This window comes from Mycobacterium malmoense (assembly GCF_019645855.1).
Classification (GTDB): Bacteria; Actinomycetota; Actinomycetes; order Mycobacteriales; family Mycobacteriaceae; genus Mycobacterium; species Mycobacterium malmoense.
In genome coordinates, this window is the sequence record NZ_CP080999.1 from 3,338,339 (window position 1) to 3,360,265 (window position 21,927).

At 65.2% G+C, this 21,927-nt stretch carries 20 protein-coding genes; 4 read left to right on the forward strand and 16 right to left on the reverse strand.

Annotated elements, in window-relative coordinates; translation table 11 throughout:
* Positions 1 to 9: 9 nt before the first annotated feature.
* From K3U93_RS15480 to K3U93_RS15530, 11 genes are all read right to left on the reverse strand, one after another.
* A complete protein-coding gene (locus K3U93_RS15480; protein ID WP_083010427.1) occupies positions 10 to 1,473 on the reverse strand; it encodes an MCE family protein in 1,464 nt (487 codons plus the stop codon).
* Entirely contained in the window at positions 1,474 to 2,595 is a 1,122-nt protein-coding gene (locus K3U93_RS15485) for an MCE family protein (RefSeq protein ID WP_071511551.1), read from the reverse strand. It abuts the gene before it with no gap.
* Positions 2,592 to 3,899 carry an MCE family protein gene (locus tag K3U93_RS15490; protein WP_083010426.1) on the reverse strand — a complete coding sequence of 436 codons (1,308 nt, stop codon included), beginning with the start codon at positions 3,897 to 3,899 and terminating at the stop codon, positions 2,592 to 2,594. Before K3U93_RS15490 ends, K3U93_RS15485 begins: the two co-directional genes overlap by 4 nt.
* Entirely contained in the window at positions 3,896 to 5,077 is a 1,182-nt protein-coding gene (locus K3U93_RS15495; RefSeq protein WP_139796910.1) for an MCE family protein, read from the reverse strand. Before K3U93_RS15495 ends, K3U93_RS15490 begins: the two co-directional genes overlap by 4 nt.
* Positions 5,074 to 6,105 (reverse strand): MCE family protein, encoded by a 1,032-nt coding sequence (locus K3U93_RS15500; RefSeq protein WP_083010425.1) that lies wholly within the window; start codon positions 6,103 to 6,105, stop codon positions 5,074 to 5,076. The genes K3U93_RS15495 and K3U93_RS15500 overlap by 4 nt, the downstream gene beginning before the upstream one ends.
* The gene (locus K3U93_RS15505) at positions 6,102 to 7,367 is read right to left on the reverse strand and encodes an MCE family protein (RefSeq protein ID WP_083010477.1); all 1,266 of its coding nucleotides are present in this window, start codon (positions 7,365 to 7,367) and stop codon (positions 6,102 to 6,104) included. The genes K3U93_RS15500 and K3U93_RS15505 overlap by 4 nt, the downstream gene beginning before the upstream one ends.
* A 5-nt stretch (positions 7,368 to 7,372) precedes the next feature.
* Complete coding sequence (locus K3U93_RS15510; RefSeq protein WP_083010424.1) at positions 7,373 to 8,221, reverse strand: MlaE family ABC transporter permease; 849 nt, start codon at positions 8,219 to 8,221, stop codon at positions 7,373 to 7,375.
* Entirely contained in the window at positions 8,218 to 8,985 is a 768-nt protein-coding gene (locus K3U93_RS15515; protein ID WP_083010423.1) for an MlaE family ABC transporter permease, read from the reverse strand. The genes K3U93_RS15510 and K3U93_RS15515 overlap by 4 nt, the downstream gene beginning before the upstream one ends.
* 891 nt (positions 8,986 to 9,876) lie before the next feature.
* Entirely contained in the window at positions 9,877 to 11,055 is a 1,179-nt protein-coding gene (locus tag K3U93_RS15520) for a hypothetical protein (protein ID WP_139796909.1), read from the reverse strand.
* A gap of 398 nt (positions 11,056 to 11,453) precedes the next feature.
* The gene (locus K3U93_RS15525; protein ID WP_083010421.1) at positions 11,454 to 13,337 is read right to left on the reverse strand and encodes a family 2A encapsulin nanocompartment cargo protein cysteine desulfurase; all 1,884 of its coding nucleotides are present in this window, start codon (positions 13,335 to 13,337) and stop codon (positions 11,454 to 11,456) included.
* Positions 13,324 to 14,247: a family 2A encapsulin nanocompartment shell protein gene (locus K3U93_RS15530; protein WP_071511543.1), complete on the reverse strand. Its 924-nt coding sequence runs from the start codon at positions 14,245 to 14,247 to the stop codon at positions 13,324 to 13,326. The genes K3U93_RS15525 and K3U93_RS15530 overlap by 14 nt, the downstream gene beginning before the upstream one ends.
* 389 nt (positions 14,248 to 14,636) lie before the next feature.
* On the opposite strand from K3U93_RS15530, the gene K3U93_RS15535 reads away from it, so the two are divergent.
* The 4 genes from K3U93_RS15535 to K3U93_RS15550 all read left to right on the forward strand — a co-directional run bounded on the left by K3U93_RS15535 (position 14,637) and on the right by K3U93_RS15550 (position 18,173).
* On the forward strand, positions 14,637 to 15,914 hold the full coding sequence (locus K3U93_RS15535; RefSeq protein ID WP_083010420.1) for a thioester domain-containing protein: 1,278 nt from the start codon (positions 14,637 to 14,639) through the stop codon (positions 15,912 to 15,914).
* Positions 15,915 to 15,932: 18 nt separating this feature from the next.
* Positions 15,933 to 16,865 carry a cysteine synthase A gene (gene cysK, locus K3U93_RS15540; RefSeq protein ID WP_083010419.1) on the forward strand — a complete coding sequence of 311 codons (933 nt, stop codon included), beginning with the start codon at positions 15,933 to 15,935 and terminating at the stop codon, positions 16,863 to 16,865.
* A gap of 2 nt (positions 16,866 to 16,867) precedes the next feature.
* Positions 16,868 to 17,551, forward strand: coding sequence for a serine O-acetyltransferase (gene cysE, locus K3U93_RS15545; RefSeq protein ID WP_083010418.1), 684 nt, complete (start codon positions 16,868 to 16,870; stop codon positions 17,549 to 17,551).
* 340 nt (positions 17,552 to 17,891) lie between these two features.
* Positions 17,892 to 18,173, forward strand: a complete 282-nt coding sequence (locus K3U93_RS15550; RefSeq protein ID WP_083010417.1) for an ANTAR domain-containing protein — start codon at positions 17,892 to 17,894, stop codon at positions 18,171 to 18,173.
* 16 nt (positions 18,174 to 18,189) lie between these two features.
* Here the strand turns inward: K3U93_RS15550 and mtnC are convergent, their stop codons facing one another.
* The 5 genes from mtnC to K3U93_RS15575 form a co-directional block, all read right to left on the reverse strand.
* On the reverse strand, positions 18,190 to 18,879 hold the full coding sequence (gene mtnC / locus K3U93_RS15555; protein ID WP_083010416.1) for an acireductone synthase: 690 nt from the start codon (positions 18,877 to 18,879) through the stop codon (positions 18,190 to 18,192).
* Positions 18,876 to 19,451, reverse strand: a complete 576-nt coding sequence (locus K3U93_RS15560; RefSeq protein WP_083010415.1) for a 1,2-dihydroxy-3-keto-5-methylthiopentene dioxygenase — start codon at positions 19,449 to 19,451, stop codon at positions 18,876 to 18,878. Before K3U93_RS15560 ends, mtnC begins: the two co-directional genes overlap by 4 nt.
* Positions 19,448 to 21,061 (reverse strand): bifunctional S-methyl-5-thioribose-1-phosphate isomerase/methylthioribulose 1-phosphate dehydratase, encoded by a 1,614-nt coding sequence (locus K3U93_RS15565; protein WP_083010414.1) that lies wholly within the window; start codon positions 21,059 to 21,061, stop codon positions 19,448 to 19,450. The genes K3U93_RS15560 and K3U93_RS15565 overlap by 4 nt, the downstream gene beginning before the upstream one ends.
* Before the next feature lie 301 nt (positions 21,062 to 21,362).
* Positions 21,363 to 21,563: a hypothetical protein gene (locus K3U93_RS15570; RefSeq protein WP_083010413.1), complete on the reverse strand. Its 201-nt coding sequence runs from the start codon at positions 21,561 to 21,563 to the stop codon at positions 21,363 to 21,365.
* 97 nt (positions 21,564 to 21,660) lie between these two features.
* The gene (locus tag K3U93_RS15575; RefSeq protein ID WP_083010412.1) at positions 21,661 to 21,861 is read right to left on the reverse strand and encodes a MerR family transcriptional regulator; all 201 of its coding nucleotides are present in this window, start codon (positions 21,859 to 21,861) and stop codon (positions 21,661 to 21,663) included.
* Between the last annotated feature and the right edge of the window lie 66 nt (positions 21,862 to 21,927).

Below are 21,927 nucleotides of genomic sequence, written 5' to 3' on the forward strand. Positions count from 1 at the left end.
CTCCTTCACTTACGGTGGCGGCACCAGCAGCGACTGCCAGCTCTTGGCACGCGGATGTGCCAAGTCCGACTCGGTGTAGCGGTGCCCGTCAGGCCCGATGTAGTCACCGGTGGCGGGGTCATAGGTCGCAACGGCGAGCGGCGGTGGCGCGGTGTCCCGCGGCCCTGGCAGCCGCGGATCTTGCCCCGGCGGATACTGCGGCACGCCCTGGCCGCTGTAGGTGGCGTTCGGATCGCCCTTCCAGTTGTAGCCGTCGTTGAGCGGCACGTACTCCTCGTCGCTTTCACACAGCTCGACGGTGGGGGCGCGCTTCCACGGCTTGGCCTCGCACGGAATGTTGCGCGCGCCACGCACATTGAGTTCGGAATCCTGCGGAATCCTGCAATAGAGATCGGCCGCAGGTCGGTCCGGAGCGTCCACGCTGGCCGGTGAGCGACGCTGCGTGGGCGGAAGGAAGCCGGTCGTGCACGGCGGCGGCAGGTTGATGTTGAGGTTGAAATCCAGATAGAAACCGCGGTAACCCTGCTTGGTGCCCAAGTTCGGCACGAGCGCCGCCGACATAACCGCAATGCCTTGCGGGAGCAGCACCAGCAGTTGCTCGATGTCGTGGCGGTAGACGACGGCGATGTCGCCGAGGCTGACCAGGTTGACCATCAGCACCGGAACCGCGGGCGCTATCCGGTCGAACAGCGCGCGACCTTCCTCCAGTCCGGAGCTTCCCCGCGTCAGCAGGTCTCGCACCGCCGCGTCCTGCGCCTTGAACTGCGCCATGATCGCCGCGGTTCGATCGGCCCACGTGGCGATCGCACCCGATGTCTGCACCTGGGAATTGAGCACCGGAGGGGACTGGTCGATCAGGGCGGCGAGCGGACCGACGGTCCGGCCACCGGCAATGGCCAACGCCGTTGACCCGTCGACGATCCTGGACAACTCGGGTCCGAGCCCGCCGACCGCTCGGTTGGTCTCGTCGATCACCGTACGCAAGTTGTCCCGCGGAATCGCCTGCAGCGCACGGTTTGTCAGGTCGAGCAGGTGCCCGATGTCGACGGGCACGTCGACGCGGCCAGCGGGAATGACATCGCCGGCACGCAGTGGCCGGGAATGTTCTCCGTCCTTCCCCGGCTGCGGTGTCAGTTCGATGTATTGCTCGCCGATCGCCGAGCGGCTGTGCACCGACGCCTGGACGTCCGACGGCACCTTGACTCCAGACCTCATCGCCAGCACCGCGCGCACCCCGGTGGCGGTGACCTCTACCGACTTGACCTGGCCGACGTCGGTGCCGCGATAGGTGACGACCGAGGTCTGGTAGAGCCCGCCCGACTGCGACAGGTCGACCGTGACGTTGTACTCCCCGATCCCGAACAGCGTCGCGGGCAGCTTCATGAAGTCGAATGCCATTGCGCCACAAGAAACTACCGTCACCAGGAGCAAAACTGCCAACTGGATCCACGTCCTGCGATTCAGGCGCAGCATTCAGTATCCCCCGAAGTGGTACGGATAGGTCAGCGGGTTGCCCGCCGTGGCCGGGCTCGGCTGCATGCCGATCGTGCGTCCCCACTGCAGCTCGAGCTGGGTAAGATTGCCTTCCCAGCGCGAGCCGGTGAAGATCCCGGTATCGATACGACTCAATGTCAAATCGACGATCATCGTGAGGTTGGCATAGTCGCCACGGAACCAGTTGGTCACAGTCGATGTCGGCCACGGATAGGTCGCCAATCCGTCCAGTCCTTTGGTGAGGGCCGGCCCGGCGTCGGCGAGCGACCGCAGCACCGGCGCGATGTTGCGCAGGTTGTTCACCAGGGATTCCTTGCTTTGGTGGATCGTGTCGGCCGCGATCGCGCTGAACTTGCCCAGCTGATCGATCGCGTCGGCGATCTTGGTACGCTCCTCGGCCAGTACCGCCAGCGCTTTGGGCACGGTCGTCAACGCCTTGTCCACGACCCGATCTTTGGCGGCGACCTGGCCGGCGAGCGAGTTGAGATTCTCTGCGGCGGCGATGATGTCGTCGGTCTGCGCGTTGGTGCCGGCGATGAACTCGTCCAACTGGCCGAGCAGGCTGCGCATGTCGTTTTCGCGGCCGGCGAACGCCTTGGCGAGCGCCTGGTTGATTTCCTGCAGCTGACCAATTCCGCCGCCGTTGAGCAGGATCGACACCGAGGCCAAGGTCTGCTCGGTGGTCGGATACATGCTCGCACGCGACAACGGGATGACCGACCCGTTTTTGAGTTGGCCGACCGGCGGCTCGTCCGTGGGCGGCGCGAGTTCGATGTGCATGGAGCCGAGCAGGCTGGTCTGCCCGAGCTTGGCCGTCGAATTGGCCGGCAAGTGGACATCGCCATTGATGCGCATGGTGACCAGCGCGTGCCAGTCTTGCAGTTCGATCTTGGTGACGTTGCCGACGTTGACGTCGTCGACCCGGACGCGGGTGTTCTCCTGAATGGTTACGACATCGGGCATTTGGGCCTGGATCGTGTAGGAGCCCGGTCCCCCGCCGGCGGTACCGGGCAGCGTGAACGAATTCAGGCCACGCCATCCACACGCCGGAAGCGCGGCAATGCACGCAAGGCAGAGCGCCGCAACCGTGGCGCGCCTCACGACGGACCCGTCGGAAGCATCAGGTTCTGCAGCACTTGGGTTGAGCTCATCGTGGTGTTCGGTGGCGGCGTAGGTGGCGCCTCGGCCGGCGGGGTTCCCTCGGGCGGCGGCGTTGATTCAGGGGGCGTGTAGCCGGGCCGAAGCCGGTCCTCGCTGTAGGTGATTTCGTTGGGCCGGGCCTGGGTCCCGACGAACGGGTTGATCCCCGCCGGTATGTAGTTGTAGATCCGGTTCTTGATGATCGGATTGATGTATTGCAGGCACAGCTTCGACACCCGGTCCAACCGCAGCCGCGACGCCGCCTCGATCGAGCTGCAGATCCACTGCGGGATGTCGGCGAAGTTGTTCAAGGCGATGATGCCGGTCATCGCGCTCTGCGCCGGCTGGTAGATGTTCATGAAGTTCTGGAACACCGTCGGGGCGACGTGCAGGATCTGTTTGATGTCACCGCGGCTGTCGTTGAGCGCGGTCGTGATGGAACCCAGCCGGTCGAACGTGACACCCGTCGCTTCGGAGTTTTCGGCGAGAAAGTCGCGCACATCCGCCAGGGCCTGGTCCAGGCCCTTCACCGCGTTGGCGACTTCGTTGGGTGTGTTTGACAGCACGGTCGTCACGCTGGCCAGGTTCTGGTTGAACGAAGCCAGTAGATCGCTGCTGGAGTACAGCGCCGACACCAGCAGCTGAAGATTGTGCACCGTGCTGAAGATGTCGTCGGCGTGGTCACCGAGTGCCGAGATCGCTTGGGAGAGCTTGATCACCGTGTCACGCGCGGTGTCTCCCTGGCCACGCAGGTTGTCCGCGGCGGAGTTGACGAATTCGCCGGCCGAGTTCACGCCGCCCGGGCCGGTGGGCTGCAGCGCGTCGGTCAACTTTTCCAGCTGCTTGCGGAAGTCGTCCCATTCGACCGGCACCGCCGTGCGGTTCAGCGGGATCGATGCGCCGGGGCTCAATTTGGGCCCGCCGGAGTACGCGGGGACCAGTTGGACCGCCCGGGACGTCACCAACGACGGCGACAGGATTGCGGCGCGGGCATCGGCGGGGACCGGATACTGCTTCTCGACGGAGAACGTCACCTTGGAGCTGGTGGGCTGCGGCTCAATCTTGTCCACCACGCCGACGGCGACACCGAGGATCCGAACCTCGTCACCGACGAACAGGCCGTTGGCCTCGGCGAAATACGCTGAGTACGTGTTCTTTTCGACATCCTTCCACAGCTTCTTGCCGACCAGGAACGAAGCCATGGCCAGCGTCGCGACCAGGATGACGGCGGTCACCCTTTGAAGGGTGGTACGGCTGATGTTCACTGCGCACCGCGTTCGGCGGGCGTGGGCGCGGGACTCGGCTCGGGAGGCGGGCCCGGCGCGGGCCCGGGAGAGGGCGGCTGGGACCAGATCGGGTGCGGTGCGTCCTCCGGCGGGACGGGTGGTGTTCCGGTTGGCGGATCCACCGACTCCGATGGCAACCCCTGGTTGGGATCCAAGAACCGGTCATACATGCGGGCGTCGATCGTCGGCCCGCTGATCTGGCCGGGAATCAGGTTGGCAACGTAGGCCTTGAAAAACGGTCCCGATCCCAACACTTCGCCGAACGACATCGCGTATCGCTTGAACTTGGGCAAGGTCCTTTGCAGGTCCTGTTTGCGGTTGTCCAGGATCTCGAGCACCCCGTTGAGCTTGTCGAGGGCCGGCTTGAGTTGAGTTCGGTTGTCGTTGACCAGCCCCGAGATTTGATGCGACACCGTGGTGAGGTTGTTCATGAGGGCGTCGAGTGAATCTCGTTCGGCCAGCAGCGCGGCCAGCAGCGCGTTGGAGTCCGCCACCAGGCCGGCGATCTGTTGGCTGCGCCGGCCCAGCACCGCGGAGACCTTGTTGGCGTTGCCCAACAGGCTGCGCAGCTGCGCGTCGCGGGTGTTGAGCGTCTCCGAGAACCGGGCCACTCCCTGCAGTGCGGGCCTGAGATCCGGTGGCGTTTCCTTGAAGGTGTCGGCCAATGTCATTAGCGCCGAAGAGAGTTGGCTGGTGTCCAGGCCGCTGATCGTGGTCGTCAGGTCACCCAACGCGACGGGAAGGTCATAGGGCGAGGTGGTACGTTCCAGCGGAATGGTGCCCGTCAGCTTTCCCTCGCCACGCGAGGTGAGCTCGAGCATCTTGCTGCCAAGGATTGTCTCGGTCTTGATCGCCGCTTCGGTGCGGTCGCCCAGTTGGACGCTCTTGCGGACGGTAAACCCGACGCGAACCTTCGTGCCCTCCAGGCGGATGTCGGAGACCCTGCCGACTCCCATGCCGGAGACCCGAACCGTGCTACCGGGTTTGATGCCGCCGGCTTCGGAAAAATAGGCCGAATAGTCGTTGGTGTTCTTGACGAACGGCAGCTTGTCGTATTGGAAAGCGGCGACGACCACCAAGGTCACGATCGCGGTTCCCATCACCCCGACCACGACGGGGCTGCGCTGGCTGAGCGGTCTTATCTTGGGCAGCTTCATTGGGGTGTGCACCGCCCGCTGGGTTGGCCGAACAGCTTGACGAAAATCGGGTTGCCGCCCTTGCCGTTGAGCTTGAGCAACACTTCGCAGAAATAGAATCCGAAGTAGTCGCCATTCAGGCCCTGCCGAGCTAGCACCTGATAAACGTCGGGGAGCTGCTTGAGCAAGCCGTCCACATAGTCACGGTCGGATAGCACCTGGCCGGACATGCGGTCGGTTTCGCGCACCACGTCCTTGATCGGCTGGCGCGTTTGCACGAGCAGATCGGCGACCGACCCGGATGCCGCGTTGATATAAGCCAGCCCGGTGGAAATGTCGGCCTTCCGCTGCGCTAAGCCGTCCACGAGCTGGGACAGCTTGTCCAATCCGTCGGAGAACTCGTGGTCGCGCACGGCGAAGGTGTGCAAGACGGTGTTCAAGTTGGTGATCAACTCGCCGATCAGCTCACCGCGCCCGGCCAGCGTCGAGGTCAGCACCGAGGTCTGCGCCAGCACCGAGGCGATGGTGCCGCCCTGCCCCTGGAAAATTCGTAGCAATTCACCGGACAGGGCGTTGACCTGGTCGGGATCCAGCGCCCGAAACAGCGGACGGAAGCCCCCGATCAACGCATCGATGTCCAGTGCGGGTGACGTTCGTGCCAGTGGAATCGTCGCTCCCGCCGGCAGGCGGCGTGGCGGGCCGGGACCGTCTTCGAGCGCCAGATAGCGGTCGCCGATCAAGTTTTCGTAGCGCACCACCGCTTTGGTGCCCTCGGTGAGCCGCACCCCGTTGTCCACCGCGAAGCCGACGGTCACCGCGCCCTCGCGATGCAGGGTGAGGTCGCCGACCTTGCCGACCTCCACCCCGGCGATGCGGACGAAGTTGCCGGACTTCAGACCGGATATGTTCGTGAAGACCGCTTGGTAGCCGGTGCGGTCCTCGAAGCGCAACTGCCCGAACACCGCGATCAACGTGAACGTGAATACCAGACAGACGGCGGTAAATAACGCGACACGGGCCACGATCGCGGACATCTTTCGTCTTTTCATGGCGGCGGCTGCCCCCCGCGGTAGAAGTAGCGCGGCGGCTCCGGAGGGTTCTTGGTGGTCGGGAAGTAGTTGGCCCACCACGGATTGCCGACCCACGGACTGGTGCGGACCTCGTCCGGAGCGGCGCCCCAGCCGGTGTCGGTGACCAGCGCACGCACCGGGAAGTTCGCGCTCGGATCGGGCAGCGAACCACAGCTGGGGCTGCCTCCCGGACCGCCGGTTGCATTCACCTTCGGAAGGTGTCTCGGGTAGCGGTACGGGTCGTCGCCGAAAAGCAGGCCGGCGTCCATAATGAACGAATAGCCATTGCCACCCAATGCATCCCGGCCGCCGTGGTCCACGTACCACTGCGCACCCTGGAACAGGCACGTGTAAGTGGGAGAGTATGTCTGCAGCAGTGCCATAGTCGGGTCGAGCAGGTTTATTGATCGCACGATGTTGGATTCGTTGTTGCCGATCACGTTGATGCCGGCCTGGCTGAAGCCCGCCGCCGACAACAGCAGCGTGTCGAGCGACCGCTGGTTTTCGGTGAGGGTGGCGCTGGTGGTCGCCGCCGAGTCCAGGATCGACAGAATATCTTGCGCCGCATCGGAATAGGCGGCCATGGTCTTGCCGAAGAGCCGCCAGTCCTTGTGAATTGTCCCCATCCGCGGGTTGACAGTCAGCAGCAGGTTGTTGGCATCGGTGATCGCCTGTCCGAGCCGATCCCCCTTACCGCGCAACGATTGCGCGAAGGCCGACAAGATCGCGTTCAGCTTCGCCGGGTCAAGTGCCTGGACCACCGACTGCAGGTTCTGGAAAACCGTGTTGACCTCGACGGTGACGTTGCGGGAATGCAGCACGGCGCCGGGCTTCAGCGGTGTCCGGCTGGGATGGTCGGGCTCGATCAGGTCGACGTACTTGGACCCAAAGGCGGTGGTCGATTTGATCTCGGCCTCGAGGTTGCTCGGCAGGTATTTGAACGGCCCCGGGTCCATTTTCAGTTGCAGCTGAGCGGCTTTCACGTCGGTGCCAATCGAGGCGACCTGGCCGACCTGCACGCCTCGCAGCTTCACCTTCGCGCCGGGTTCCATCACCAGTCCCGCCCGGTCCGACACCAGGGTGAGCGGGATGAACGGGCGGAACGTACCGGAGAACGACGCGGCGGTCAGCGCAACCAGGCCCGCGACCAGGATGAACAGGGTCGGCGCCCACCAGATCGGGTCGATCTTGCCCCGGCGGGCGCTATTGCCCGTGCTGTGCCTTCGGCGTCCGTTGCTCATGTCGGTCATCCCGACAGGTTGAAGTTGCCGGACTGCCCGTAGATGGACAACGAAATCATCAGGCACACAAAGGCCGTGACGATCATCGATGACCGTACCGAACGACCGACCGCCTCCCCCACACCGGCGGGGCCACCCGTCGCGGTGAAGCCGTAGTAGGTGTGCACGACCATCACCCCCGCCGCCATCGTCAGCGCCGCCAAAAACGACCAGAACAGGTCGGTGGGACGCAGGAACGTGGAGAAGTAGTGCTCATACACGCCGCGCGACTGGCCGTAGATGTAGATCGTGCCGAACTTGGCCGCGGCGAACGACATCAACACGGCGACGGCGTAGAGCGGGATGACGACCAGGATGCCGGCGATGATCCGCGTCGACGCCAGATAGGTGATCGACCGGATGCCCATGACCTCCAGCGCGTCGATCTCCTCGTTGATGCGCATCGCACCCAGCTGTGCCGTCGTCCCGGCACCGATCGTGGCGGCCAGCGCAACGCCGGCCGTGCACGGCGCGATCATCCGGACGTTGAAGAAGGCCGACAGGAAACCGGTCAGCGCCTCGACCCCGATATTGGACAAGGTGTCGTAGCCCTGCACCGCGACAAGGGCACCGGTGGTCAGCGTCAGGAAGCCGATGATGCCCACGGTGCCCCCGATCACCGCGAGCGCGCCCGTACCCATGCCCATCTCGGCGATCAGCCGCAACAGCTCTCCCGGATAGCGGCGCACCGCGTCGCCGGTCGAAGCCAAAGACTGCCCATAGAACGCGGTCTGTTCGCCGAGTCTGCGGGTGGCGGCAACCAGCCGGGGACCAAGGGTGGCGAACCACGTTGGCTCGCTTGCCGCCTCGCTCACTTGGCGGTCACCTTCACTCCGAGCGCGGTGACCACGATGTTGATGAAGAACAGGGCCATGAACGAGAACACCACGGTCTCGTTGACCGCGTTCCCCACACCGGTGGGACCGCCGCCCACCGACAGGCCCTTGTAGCAAGCGATCAGGCCCGCGGACAACCCGAACAGGGTCGCCTTGATGAGCGAAATCACCACCTGCGGAAGCCCCGTCACCAATGTCATCCCCGCAATGAACGCACCCGGCGTCACATGCTGAACGAACACCACGAAGATGTAGCTGCCGGTCAACCCCGTCACCGCGACCACCGAGTAGAGCAGCAACGCGACGAAGGTGGCCGCGATGATGCGCGGAACCACCAGGGCCTGAACCGGATTGACGCCGATCACCTTCATGGCGTCGATTTCCTCGCGGATGGTGCGGGCGCCGAGGTCGGCACACATCGCGGTCGATCCGGCGCCGGCGACGGCCATCGCGGTGACGACCGGCCCGACCTGGGTCACCGACGCCAGCGCGGCACCGGCACCCGAGAGGTCCCCGGCGCCGATCTCGACGAGCAGGATGTTGAGGACGAACACGATCAGCACCGTGTACGGGATCGACAGCATGATCGTCGGGAAGATGGAAACCCGGGCGACAAACCAAATTTGCTCGAGAAGCTCCCGCCACGCCCACGGCCCTCGCACCACGGCAACCAATGATTCGATGCTGAGCATGAAGAACTGGCCCACCGCATCCATGGGCTTTGCGATGGCCGTGCCATTCATGAGGCCCACTCAGTCCAACGGCGGTCCATACGGTTCAATCCGGTCCCCCATTTTCGTAATGATTTTTACCCGCTCGTAATTAATTGGCTTGTAATGGATCGTCGCTGTTTATGCACATAGAGCACACGGGAATTTACGGGCAGAGCGATGCCCGGCGTTAGGGTTGCAATCAACCAGAAGAAATCTGGCTGGTGCCGGCCGACGTTCGCGGCGAACTCCGCAGGATTGACCCGCATGGCTCGACGTCGACATCGACGCGGCCGGCTGTCCAGCCGCCGCGTCCGAACAGAGTGTTGCGGTTTTACGGTGGGGCGCGAGGATGACCTGGCCAGCACGCTCCCGATGTTCCTTGTGCCCCGAAAATTACCCGGCCGCAACCCATCTGACCGCGAAACTCGGGACGGCAAAGCTGCAGCAGGATCCGGACAAGGGAAACGTCGCCAGCGCCGAGGTTGACGCCGCTGAGCGAAATTCGTCCCGCCGTGTCGAAACCTAATGGTCCCGCCCGTAAGTTCGTCGGGGCGCTGTTGGCTGGGCGTCGAGACTGCGGTGGTTGCGGCGCCCGAGGCGAAAAGCCGGCCGTGGACGCAGACTCGATGCCACCAGCGCAGACTCGGCGCCAGCGGCGTCTGGCCACAACCCCCGACGAACTTACGGACCGGACCACTACTTGGGCATTCACGACCACCATCCCGTCCGGCTATTGCCGAACGCCACAGTTCGGACAAGTCGGGTCCACGGCAAGGGTTTCGGTCAGGCTGAGCGTAATGCGTTGTCTGCAAAGGGATTTCTGCCCGGCTAGCTAGTTAAGCGGATTGGCCCCCTTCTTTGGGGGAAGGGGGCCAATCGCCGTTGGTGGGTCGCCGGCTCGCATCGGCGACCACCACGAATTCACAGCAACTTGAGCAGGTTGGAAATCAACAACCCAATATTGCTGGCCAACGTTGCGCCGACGGTGCCCAAGATCGATGGCAGATTCGACAACACCGAGGGAATGCTTTGCAACAGTGACGTCAATTGACCACCAACGCCGTTGATCACCGGACTCAGCGATGGCCAGCCATTGATCAACTGGTTCACAAATCCCTGGAACGCACCCGAGAGACTGCCGCCATTCGCGATATTGGTCGCGTTAGGAGCAACGATCGATTGTGCCAGGACCTGGGGGATGCCATAGACTAGCTGGTATGTTATGCCGAAGGGATTGCTGAGCAGGCCAAAGTTGCCGCCCGATCCGTTCAGGACTGCATTTACCGTTGCACCGGGGGTGTTGAGCAGATTAGTCAGTGCGACCACTGGCTCCCCGGCAGCCCACGCCGTGGACGCGGCCTGCAGACTGTCGCCCAGCGCCGGCGCGATTGCCACAGAGGGCCCGAAGAGGGCTAACTCCCCAAGGATTGGAACACCATAGCCTGTCCCTAGGGTGTTTACTGCGGTCGCAAAGTTTTGCGATATGTAATTCGGGATATACAGGATCGCTTCCATCGGCAGGCCGATGTTTGTGAGCGGCTGCCCCCAGAACGCGTTAAACAACGTGCCTGTCATATCTGGTATGTCGCCCGCCAAATAATCGCTCCACGCCGATTGCAGAAGCGGCCCGAAGCTAGCACCGCCAGTGCCGAAGAAGTACTGCACGGCGGCCTGCGCGGCGGTTTGGTACGTGGAGACGTAGAGGTTGGCGTAAGAGACCCCATTGGCGGCGACCTGCTGGGCGGCCAAGAAAGGAGTTTGGCTCCAGGTATCGAGAATCCCCTGCAGATTGGCGCCCGCCGCCTCGAACGTGTTCATCCACGTCTGCACAATCAGGTTCTGGGTAGGGTCCAAGGCCGCGGCGGCCAGGCTGGCGGGCACCGCGGCCGCGGCCGATCCGCTGGCGAGTGAGGCGAGGTCGTTTTCCACACCGGAGAACAGATCGACCATGCCGCTCGCGGCGTCCGTGAGCTGGATGGCGGACATGCTTACTGCGGGAAGGTGTTCGGGTAGGTGCTGGGCCATGGGACCGGCGGCGAGGACAGCGGCGCTGGCCAGGGCGATGCCAGCGGTGACGTGGGGGCGGGCTGTAAGGTCCACGACCATCTCCTTTGATCGGTGCGTCGAATTCGGATGGTCAGAAGGTAGCTGAGAGCAACCTGGGTTTCGGGCGGATTCGGGTGGGATGAATCAACTTCGTCGAGCAAACATCGAGCATCGCAAACTATGTAAATGAGCGTAACCACAGCTCGTAATATTTTTGAAAAGCCTAGAGTTACCCCCCCCCCCGAATTTTAGTTCAACACGCAACTACCAGTGGACGACCTTTGACATATGTTTGCCACATCCATGCGGTACGACCAGCAAACCCCTCGATTTCGGGGTCTACCGAGTCCTCTCACCCGCGGATCACCGGCGCACGACGGTCCTCGTCGGACCGGCACCAGCGGCAACAGACACGCAACGGGCAACAAACGTCGTGGTCGATCCTGTGGCAATCAGCCGACGTTGGTGCCGCCCTCGGCGATGCGGCGCACCGCGTTGAGGAACACGTCGATCTCTTCGAACGTGTTATAGAACGCGAACGACGGGCGCACGGTGGCCTCCAGCCCGAGGCGCCGCAGAATCGGCTGCGCGCAGTGATGACCTGCGCGCACCGCGATGCCCTCGGCGTTGAGCGCCTTGCCCACCTCCACCGGATCGTGTCCGGCCAGCACGAACGACAGCACGCTGGCCTTCTCGGTTGCGGTGCCCACCAGGCGAACGCCCGGGATGTCGGCCAGGCGCGGGGTCGCATAATCCAGCAGGGCGTGCTCGTGGGCGGCGATGCGCTCGATCCCCAACCGCTCCACGTACCGCAGCGCCTCCCCCAGCCCGACGGCGTCGGCGATGTTGCCGGTGCCGGCCTCGAACTTGCTCGGCGGTCCTTGATACAGCGAGCGTTCCAGGGTGACGTCGGCGATCATGTTGCCGCCGCCCTGCCACGGCGGTGTCTCGGCGAGTGCCTCCTCGGTCCCGTACAGCACACCGATCCCGGTGGGACCGTAGATCTTGTGGCCGGAGAACACGAAGAAATCGACGCCGAGCTCGGAGACGTCGACCGGCAGGTGCTGGATCGACTGCGCGCCGTCGATCAGCACCCGCGCACCGTAGCGGTGGCCCAGCTCGACGATCTTCTCAACCGGCGTCACGGTGCCCAGCGCATTCGAAACCTGGGTCGCCGCAACCAACTTCGTCCGCGGGCCCAGCAGATCCTCGAACTCCGATAGCAGCAGGTTGCCCGCGTCGTCAACCGGCGCGACTTTCAGGATCGCCCCCGTCTGCTGTGAAAGCAGTTGCCACGGAACGATATTGGCGTGATGCTCCAGGTAGGTGATGACGATCTCGTCGCCCGGGACCAAATGCTTGCCGCCCCAGGCGTAGGCGACCAGGTTGATGGCTTCGGTGGTGCCGCGCACGAAGATGATCTCTTCGTCCTTGGCCGCGCCGATGAATCGCCGAACCGTGTCACGGGCCTCTTCGTAGGCATCGGTCGCCCGGGCCGCCAACTCGTGCGCCGCGCGGTGGATGTTGGAGTTCTCGTGGGCGTAGAAGTACGACAGCCGGTCGATCACCACCTGCGGCTTCTGGGTGGTCGCGGCGTTGTCGAACCAGATCAGCGGCTTGCCGTTGACGGTCTCCTTCAGGATCGGGAAGTCCGCTCGTATCGCGTTGACGTCGAACACCTCGTGCTCGTCCGGCAACTGCGGAACCGGGTCGGCTGTGGTGAGGAAGTAGTAGTTGTGCTCGTCACCGGCGGGCGCCGCCCGCACCCCGTCGGACCAGTCCAGGTCGACGACCGACGGCGCCGCGGGCAGCCATCCGGGCACGGCACCGCGGGGGGCCACCGGAACGCTCGGCTTGCCCTGATCAGAAGCCCCGGCGAGCACACCGGGCACCGTCGGGACGATGCCCTCGCCCGGTACCGCGAACGCGCTGAGGTCACCTACGCCGGGGGCGACGCTCGCGATCGCCGCGGCGGCCGAGGGCGCCGCCGTCGTATCCGGCACGGTGCCGCGCGGGGCGACAGGCACCGCCTGCGGCGGGCCTGAGGGCTCGGGTCCGGGAGAGGCCGGCGCCGGGACATAGATGTCGGTGACGCCGATCAACGGGGCCGGCGCCGAGTACAGATCGGCCGCGCCCACCGCGGCCTGCCCGGCTGACGTGGCGGCGGTGGCATCCGGCACGCTGCCGCGGGGCGCGACGGGCGCCGCCTGGGGCGGGCTGTCGGGCCCGGGCCGGATGCTGGCGGCATACAACTGGCTGGCCAGCGCCGCGAGCTCGGCCGCGCTGATGGGCAGTTCGCTTTCGGCGTCTACCGACCGATACTCACTTGTACTCATGGAACTGGTCCACGGCGACATCGTCGAGCACGGCGAGCGCGTCGTCGGTGAGGACGGCCAAGGACGTGTACAGGGTCACCAGGTAGGTCGCGATCGCCGACTGGTTGATGCCGGTGAAGCGCACCGACAGCCCCGGCGCCTGCTCACCGACCAGGCCCGGCTGGAACAGGCCCACCACGCCCTGGCGTTCCTCGCCGGTGCGCACCAGGATGACCTTGGTCTTGCCGTCCTCGAGCGGCACCTTGTCCGACGGGATCAGCGGAATGCCGCGCCAGGTGATGAACTGCGCGCCGAACAGGCTCACGACCACCGGCGGCACCCCGCGGTAGGTGGCCTCGCGCCCGAACGCGGCGATGCCCTGCGGGTGCGTCAGGAAAAAGCTCGGCGTCTTCCAGACCTTGGTGATCAGCGCGTCCAGGTCGTCGGGCGTGGGAGCGCCGGCCAGCGTCTGGATCGTCTGCTCCGGACTCACCTGCGCCAGCAGGCCGTACTCGGGGCTGTTGACCAGTTCGAATTCCTGGCGCTCCTTGATCGTCTCGATGGTCAGCCGCAGCTGCTGGGCGATCTGATCGTGCGGGCTGGAGTACAGATCCGAGACGCGGGTGTGGATGTCGACCAAGGTCGAAATCGTCCGCAGCGTGTATTCGCGCGGGCTGGTCTCGTAGTCGACGTAGGTTTCCGGCAGCGGTTCTTCGGTGCCGGCACCCTCCTCGGCCTTGATCGCGACCCGCTCGGGGTTGACCACGCGGTTCACCCGGTAAAGGCCCGCTTCCACCGGCACCCAGCTGAGCAAATGCAGCAACCAGCGCGGCGTGATCGTCGAGAGCTGCGGGACAGTCTTCGTCGCATTCGCAAGCTGCCTGGCAGCGAGATCGCCAAGCGCCTGAGACTCGTTTTGAGGCGCAGTCATCGTGGTCCTTCCGTCCTGGTCGAATGGCGCGGCGGGGCTGGGCACGTGAACGATTGCCCGACCATGAGCGCGTCAGCGCGCCGAGCCTAGGCAAGTCTAAGACCGGTGCAAAAGATTTACAGCCGGGCTGAGCCAAACGGGGCGTAACGCGCCCCGACCCGACACTGCCTTATAGTGGGGCCATGCAACAGGCCGTTCAGCCGCGCTTCGTTCCTTCGCGCTGCCTCGCCGTGGACTGTTGTTGTTGCTGTTGTTGATTTCCTGACGCCCTCGACGCTGTAGAAATCCTCGCGCTTTCCGCCGCAGGGGTCGGACCCATAGTCCGCCCGGCGGCACGAGACGCGTCCAGCCAAATCCAGGCCAAATTCTTTCAGGAAGATCAACCACTCATGACCGTGTTGTCCATACCCGACCGCGCCCTGGCGCAGGTGGCGACCCGCCACCGCGTGCTGGTCCGGCCGGCCACCGAAGTCGCCCGCATGATGCGCTACCGGGGCGGCACCTACTCCCACACCGTCGACAGGATCGTGTTTACCGACGGCAGCTGGGCGCGCACCGATCTGATCCGGCTGAACCCCAATCTGCTGGCCTACTCGCTGGACTTCGCCGGCATCGCACCGCACCTCCCGTCGCGCTACCGGCTGGGCACCTGGTCCACCCTGCCCCACCTGCGCACCCGCGACCACGAAGCCGAGGTCGACTGGATCCTGCGCCACTCCTTCCCGATGCGCACCATCGCGGAACTCAGCCGGCGATTACGCGCCGCCGGCTACCCGCTGGGACCGGCCAACCTCAGCGAACACGAAGCCATCGCGGCAACCCAGGCCGCAATCTGGCATTTCACCAACGGTCTGGCCCTGGACAACCGGCCGCTGAACGTGCCCGTCGCCGTAAGCCACACCGCCGGACCGGTGATCACCTTCGAATTCGACGGCCAACCACAGCTGGGCGGCTACTCGGTATGGACGGCCTCCGACACGGCCGTCGGCCTGAAACTGCAAAAATCGGCCGATGCCATTGCGTGGCAAGATGTTTCGGGCTCACACCTGACCATCGGACCCGGCAAGGGTCGACACCAACGCACACTGGGCGTCGGCAGCACGCTTTCGGCCAGCAGCCACGGCGGCGGCGGACGCGGTTACCGCTACTACCGGCTGGTCACCACGACTGACGCCACCGACGCGACAATCGGCCACGTCCGGTTCTGGCTGACCGGTACTCGCCACTACCGCAATGCCGATCGCGTCGTGCACCTCTACAATTACCTACTCACCGGGGCAAGCAGAACCTTGCACGACTCCGAAGAACCGCGACTAGTCGATACCCATGCCACAGTCGAATCCGAACTCATAGGACCGTTCCAGGTGCGAATCCCTTTGAGGCTCAGCGTCACCGACGGACACACGCTCGTCGACGACGACGGCTTGACTATCGACGGCATCGTTCGACCGGGAACGGACTTTTACCTGCGTCCGGCCCCGGGTACATCCGCAACGACGATGACCGCAACAACACCGCACAACCTCACCGGTCGGGTGCTGACCGGTGAGGCGTTAGCGGGCGCGTCACGGCGATTCACGCCCATTGCCCTGATCGTGCCGACAGACGTCGCCATCGAATTCGACATCACCTGGCGGGCCGACGAGCCCTGTACCGACCTGAACTGACATCGCTAAGGAAGTCTCATGAGCATCGCCGAGGACGTCACCCAGCTAGTCGGAAACACGCCGCTGGTCCGGCTGCGCCGGGTCACCGAAGGCGCCGTCGCCGACGTCGTCGCCAAGCTGGAATTCTTCAACCCGGCTAACAGCGTGAAGGACCGCATCGGGGTTGCCATGCTGGACGCCGCCGAGCAGGCGGGCCTGATCAAGCCCGACACGATCATCCTCGAGCCGACGAGCGGAAACACCGGCATCGCGCTGGCGATGGTGGCCGCGGCGCGCGGATACCGCTGCGTCTTGACGATGCCGGAGACGATGAGCACCGAGCGGCGGATGCTGTTGCGCGCGTTGGGGGCCGAGCTCGTCCTGACCCCGGGCGCCGACGGCATGCCCGGCGCCATCGCCAAGGCCGAGGAACTGGCCAAGTCCGACCAGCGGTATTTCGTGCCGCAGCAGTTCGAGAACCCGGCCAACCCGGCGATCCACCGGGCGACGACCGCCGAGGAGGTGTGGCGCGACACCGACGGGAAGGTCGACATCTTCGTGTCCGGAGTCGGCACCGGCGGCACCATCACCGGTGTCGCCCAGGTGATCAAGGAACGCAAGCCGTCGACGCAATTCATCGCCGTGGAGCCCGCCGCGTCGCCGGTCCTGTCCGGGGGCCAGAAGGGCCCGCACCCGATCCAGGGCATCGGCGCCGGCTTCGTCCCGCCGGTGCTCGAGCTGGACCTGGTCGACGAGGTCATCACCGTCGGCAACGAAGACGCGATCAATTTAGCCCGGCGGCTGGCCCGGGAGGAGGGCCTGCTGGTCGGTATCTCCTCGGGCGCGGCCGCGGTGGCCGCCCTGCAGGTGGCCCGCCGGCCCGAGAACGCCGGCAAGCTCGTCGTCGTCATCCTGCCCGACTTCGGTGAGCGGTATCTGAGCACGCCGCTCTTCGCCGACGTGGTGGACTAGCCATGCTCGCGGCCATGCGGCAAGACATCCGGGCGGCCAAACAGCGGGATCCGGCCGCCCCGAGCGCGCTGCAGGTCGTCTTCGCCTACCCAGGCGTGCACGCGATCTGGGGCCACCGGATCAGCCACTGGCTATGGAACCGCGGCGCCAGGCTGGCCGCGCGGACGTTGGCGGAACTCACCCGCATCCTGACCGGAGTCGACATCCACCCCGGCGCCATCCTCGGCGCTGGCCTCTTCATCGACCACGCGACCGGCGTGGTGATCGGGGAAACCGCGGAGATCGGCGACGACGTCACCATCTATCACGGCGTCACCCTCGGCGGCAGCGGCGTGGACACCGGAAAACGCCACCCCACCGTCGGCGACCGCGTGACCATCGGCGCCGGAGCAAAGGTCCTCGGCCCGATCAAGATCGGCGACGACAGCAGGATCGGCGCCAATGCCGTGGTGGTCAAGCCGGTGCCGTCGAACTCAGTGGTCGTCGGGGTTCCGGGGCAGGTCATCAGCCGCGCGGGCCGAGGCAGGCCAGACGATTCGATGATGCCCGACCTCGTGGGAGTCAGCCTCCAATCCCTGCTCACCAGGGTGGCCAGGCTGGAGGCATTGAACGACGGCCCGCAGACCGGCCGTGTGATCCGCCCGCCCGAGGCCGGCGTGTGGCACGGCGAGGACTTCTCCATCTGAACAGCGCGGGTGCAGAATACCCGACGCTACGGCGCGGGCAAGGTTTAAATCGCTTGTGAGGCAAACACATAGAAGCCGTCGGCACCTGACGGCGATGTTCTATAGTGGGGCCATGCCAGTTGCCATGGAGCGCTTCGTCGTTACGCGCTGTTGCGCCGGGCACTGTTGTCGTTGATTTCCTGGCACTTTCTGACGTTCGAATAGTCTTTCGCTTTCTCCCGCAACCGGATTCCGGTCGGCGGTATGACACGAGCGTCGGCCAAACCTTTTCAGGACCATCAACCGCAGTTTCCTAACACATTGCATCACAGAATAATTCGGACCAGGAGGTCGGCAGCAAATGATCGAGACCCTCGCAAGCCAACAACATCCCGGCGCGAGCCGTCAACAGGCAAGTCGAGCCCTCGACACGGCGGTGGGGATACTCGTCGGCTGGCGCCGGTGCAGCACCCATACCGCTTTCCGGGAGCTGCTCAGTGCCAGCGAGCGGCACGGGGTGCCGCTGTTCAAGCTGGCTTCGGCCTTGGTGGCCCTGGCCAGTGGGGGCTCCGAAAGTGGGATGGACGGTGCCGAGGCTCGGCTCGCCGCGGAGAAGGAGTGGGGTCTGAATTACTTGCTGTGATCGATACGGGGAGCGACTACGGTGACCGCGGGTCGACCTCGGCGAATGATTTCACCCACCGGTGCGGGGGCCGCGGGGAATTCGGTTCACCGGTCCGCGCCACCCCAAGCACCCGCCAACCCGCGGCGGCCGCGGCGTCGAGTTCGTCGGGATGGTCGGTCAGAAATAGGATTCGCTCCGCGGGGAGTCCGATCGCCTCGGCAATCCGGCGGTAGGACGCGTCCTCGCGCTTAGCCCCGGCGGTGGTCAGATCGAACCAGCCGCCGATCAATGACGCCAGCTCTCCCCCGCGGGCGTGGGCGAACCAATCCTGTTGATTGCGAACCGAGCCCGACGAGAACACATACAGCGAGATGCCGGTCTCGTGCCACGCCGCCAGCGCCGGCCGGACGTCGCCGTAAAACTCCCCGTGCAGGGCACCGGCGCGGAAGCCCTCCGCGCAGATGAGGCCCTGGGCGGTCTTGAGCGGTTCCGCCTTGACGTCGGAATCCAGCCAATCACGCAGGATGTCGGCCACCTCGGCCGCGCCGGCACCGGGCCGTCCGGCCAGCTCTCGGGTGTTGGCGATCACCGAATCGGCTGCGCCGCCCGGGTTTTCGGCTAGCCACCGGCGAATGTGTTGCCGGGTATAGCCGTACAGGCCGTCGCGCACCGAGCTGGTCGGGCTGGTGGTGCCCTCGATGTCGATAACGATCGCGGAGATCACGCCGCGATCAGCTGATCGAGCGTCGGGAAGCGTTCGCCGATGGGGTCGGCGGTGAACTCGCCGATCCAGCCGTCCCGTTCCTCGAAGAAGCGGATCGCCACAAAATCGGGGCGCGCGCCCATGTCAAACCAATGCCGGGTGCCTGACGGCACCGACAACAGGTCACCGCCTTCGCACACCACCGCAACGACTTCCGGTTCGATGTGCAGGTAGAAACAGCCTCGGCCGGCGACGAAGAAGCGCACTTCGTCCTCGGCGTGGCGGTGCTCGGACAGAAACTTCTGCCGGGCCGCCCTGGCGGTGTCCGGCCAGCTCGGGTCGGCGTCGTCGGGCCGCAGCCGCGCCACGTCGATGTGCTTGTAGCGGCCGTCGGCGTTGAGCCCGGCGACCTTGTCGCGGTAATGGGCCAGGATGTCGGGGGTCGATGTGTCCGGGTCGAGGCCGGGCATCGTGGGCCAGCGATCGAATGCCACGCCCCGCTTGTCGAGTTCGACGCCGATCAGGCTTGCGTCGTCGGTGCGCAGTCGTATGTCGGCGGCATCGCCGTCGGCCATGATCTGCAACAGCGTCATCTCGGTTCCTCGCCGCCGGCGCCGATTTCGCGGCGACCGGTCAGCGTCGCCAGCTCACACATCGCCTCCAGGCACTCCGCGCGGTCGCGAGCCTGCGCGAGGGTGGCGCCCCACGCGGTGACACCGTGGCCGGCGATGAACAGCACGGGCGCGGCGTCCGGGTGCTTGGTCAGATGACGCTCGATGTCGGCGCCGATGCGGGCAACGTCAGCGTGATTGGCAAAGACCGGAATGTCGATGGATTGACCGGCTCCCAGGCCCTTGATCAGCTCGTAGCCGCTGAACCGCAGCGCGTCGGGCGCGTCGATCGACTGCGCGGTCGCATGCGGCGGGTGGATGTGCACCACGGCCTCGGCGTGGGTGGCGCGGTAGATGGCGGTGTGGATGGTGGTCTCTGCCGACGGACGGCGCGTTCCCGAGACCGGCCGGGAATCGGCGACGCTCACCGTCACCATGTCGTCCGCGGTGAGCTCGCCCTTGGACAGCCCGCTGCCGGTGATCACCGCGGTGTCGCCGGTGCGCACCGAAACATTCCCCGCCGTGCCCGGCATCCAGCCGAGCGCATACAGACCGCGCGCGGTCTCCATAATCCGTTGCGCTACATCGATATTCGGTGAAGTAGGCACGTCCGGGCTCGGTGCGACCGCGCCGTTCTCGGTGACGATCGCGGTGACCAATTCCGGCGGGGTGACGTCGAAGGCGGGATTGAAGACGGCGACGCCCTCCGGGGCGGTCGCGACGCCACCGACATGGGTGATCTCGTCCGCGGCCCGCTCTTCCACCACGATCTCGCGTCCAGTCGGGGTGGCAAGGTCGCGCGTCGACTCCGGGGCGACCACGACGAACGGGATACCGTGCCGGCGAGCCGCCACCGCCAGGCCATAGGTGCCGATCTTGTTGGCGACCGAACCGTCGGCGGCGATGCGGTCGGCGCCGACGATCACGCAGTCCACCCGGCCGGTGGCCATCGCCCACGGCGCGGCCGAATCGATGGTCAGCCGGTGCGGGATGCCGGCCTCGGCCAACTCCCACGCCGTCAGCCGGGCGCCCTGTAGCAGCGGTCGGGTCTCGTCGACCATGACGTTCTCGATCCGCTCGCGGGCATGCAGCACCCGCAACGCGCCGATCGCGGTGCCGAACGCGGTCGTGGCCAGCCGCCCGGTGTTGCAGTGAGTCAGGATGCGCAGCGGCCGATCGGGGCATAGCCGCTGGATCAGGTCCGCCGCATGAGTGGCGGCGGCCCGGTTGGCCCGCGCATCCTCGACCAACATCTGCAAGGCCTCGGCCAACACGCCCCGCGGACCTTCCGGCAGCTTGGCCAAGGCGCGCCGCACACCCCAGGTCAGGTTCACCGCGGTGGGACGGGCCGAGGCGATCCGGGCGGCCTCCAGCTCCACCTTTTCGGCGTCGCCCGGGTGCGCCAACGCCGCCAAGACGACCCCGAATGCCCCGGACACCCCGATCGCGGGCGCTCCCCGAATCGCCAAGGTTTTGATCGCGTCGATGACCTCGTCGACCGTCGTGATCCGCAACCGGCGCAACTCGTGCGGCAGCGCGCGTTGGTCGATCACGACCAATGCATCGTCGTCCCAGCCGATCGAACTCTCCACGAAACGCTCGGATCGCGGCCCAACTGCCGGCACAAAAATATGGAACCCGGAATTTTAAATTGCAACCAGATTTTGGCTCGGCAAGACCCGATGGCGCGGGGGGGCCGCCCAGGGAGCACTCGAACCGGCCGAATGCGGTCCCTGACTTGGCTCACGGGTCACCGGCGCCTCCCAGCGAATCGGCCGGTTTGATTGATGCCCTTACGTGTCTTGCGTTTTAGCGGCGACACCATGCGCCCTGATCGCCCCATGTACGTTTGACACCGTCGACAACGCGGGGTGCCGGTGAATGCCGGCCTGCTCATAACGCGGTGCGGTGGCGGTCATCCTTGAATTTCATCGCCGTATCCGGATTGATTCGAAAGTCGTGGGTGTCGGTTGTGCGCCAGAGATAATTCGCTCGAATCCGGTGCCGCCCCACGTAATTGCCGGGATTGCGTATCACCGGATGAGACCACGCGTCGTCTAGCTTCAGGTGATTGATCACTGCAGCCAGCTTCACTTACGATTTGACTTGCTTTCTGCCACAACGTGATCAAATCGACATGATGTTGATTCCTTAGTGCGGCAATGGATCTCAATGCCGTGATGACCGATCGTCACGACGCGCTAACCTCTTCGGCAAGCAGTGCCTCGATGTCCGCACGGCGAAAGCGGCGATGACCGGTCGGCGTGCGAAGTGCGATGATGCGTCCGTTGCGTTCCCACCGGCGTAGAGTGTCGACGGACACACCCACCAGGCCCGCCGCTTCGCCAACCGCTAAGAACTCTGAACCTGTGTCAGGATGCTTACTCGACATGGGGGCAAGGTTAAGCATCCTTATGCAAAGTTAGCAAGCCCTCATCGCGAACTGGATGAGTCTGAG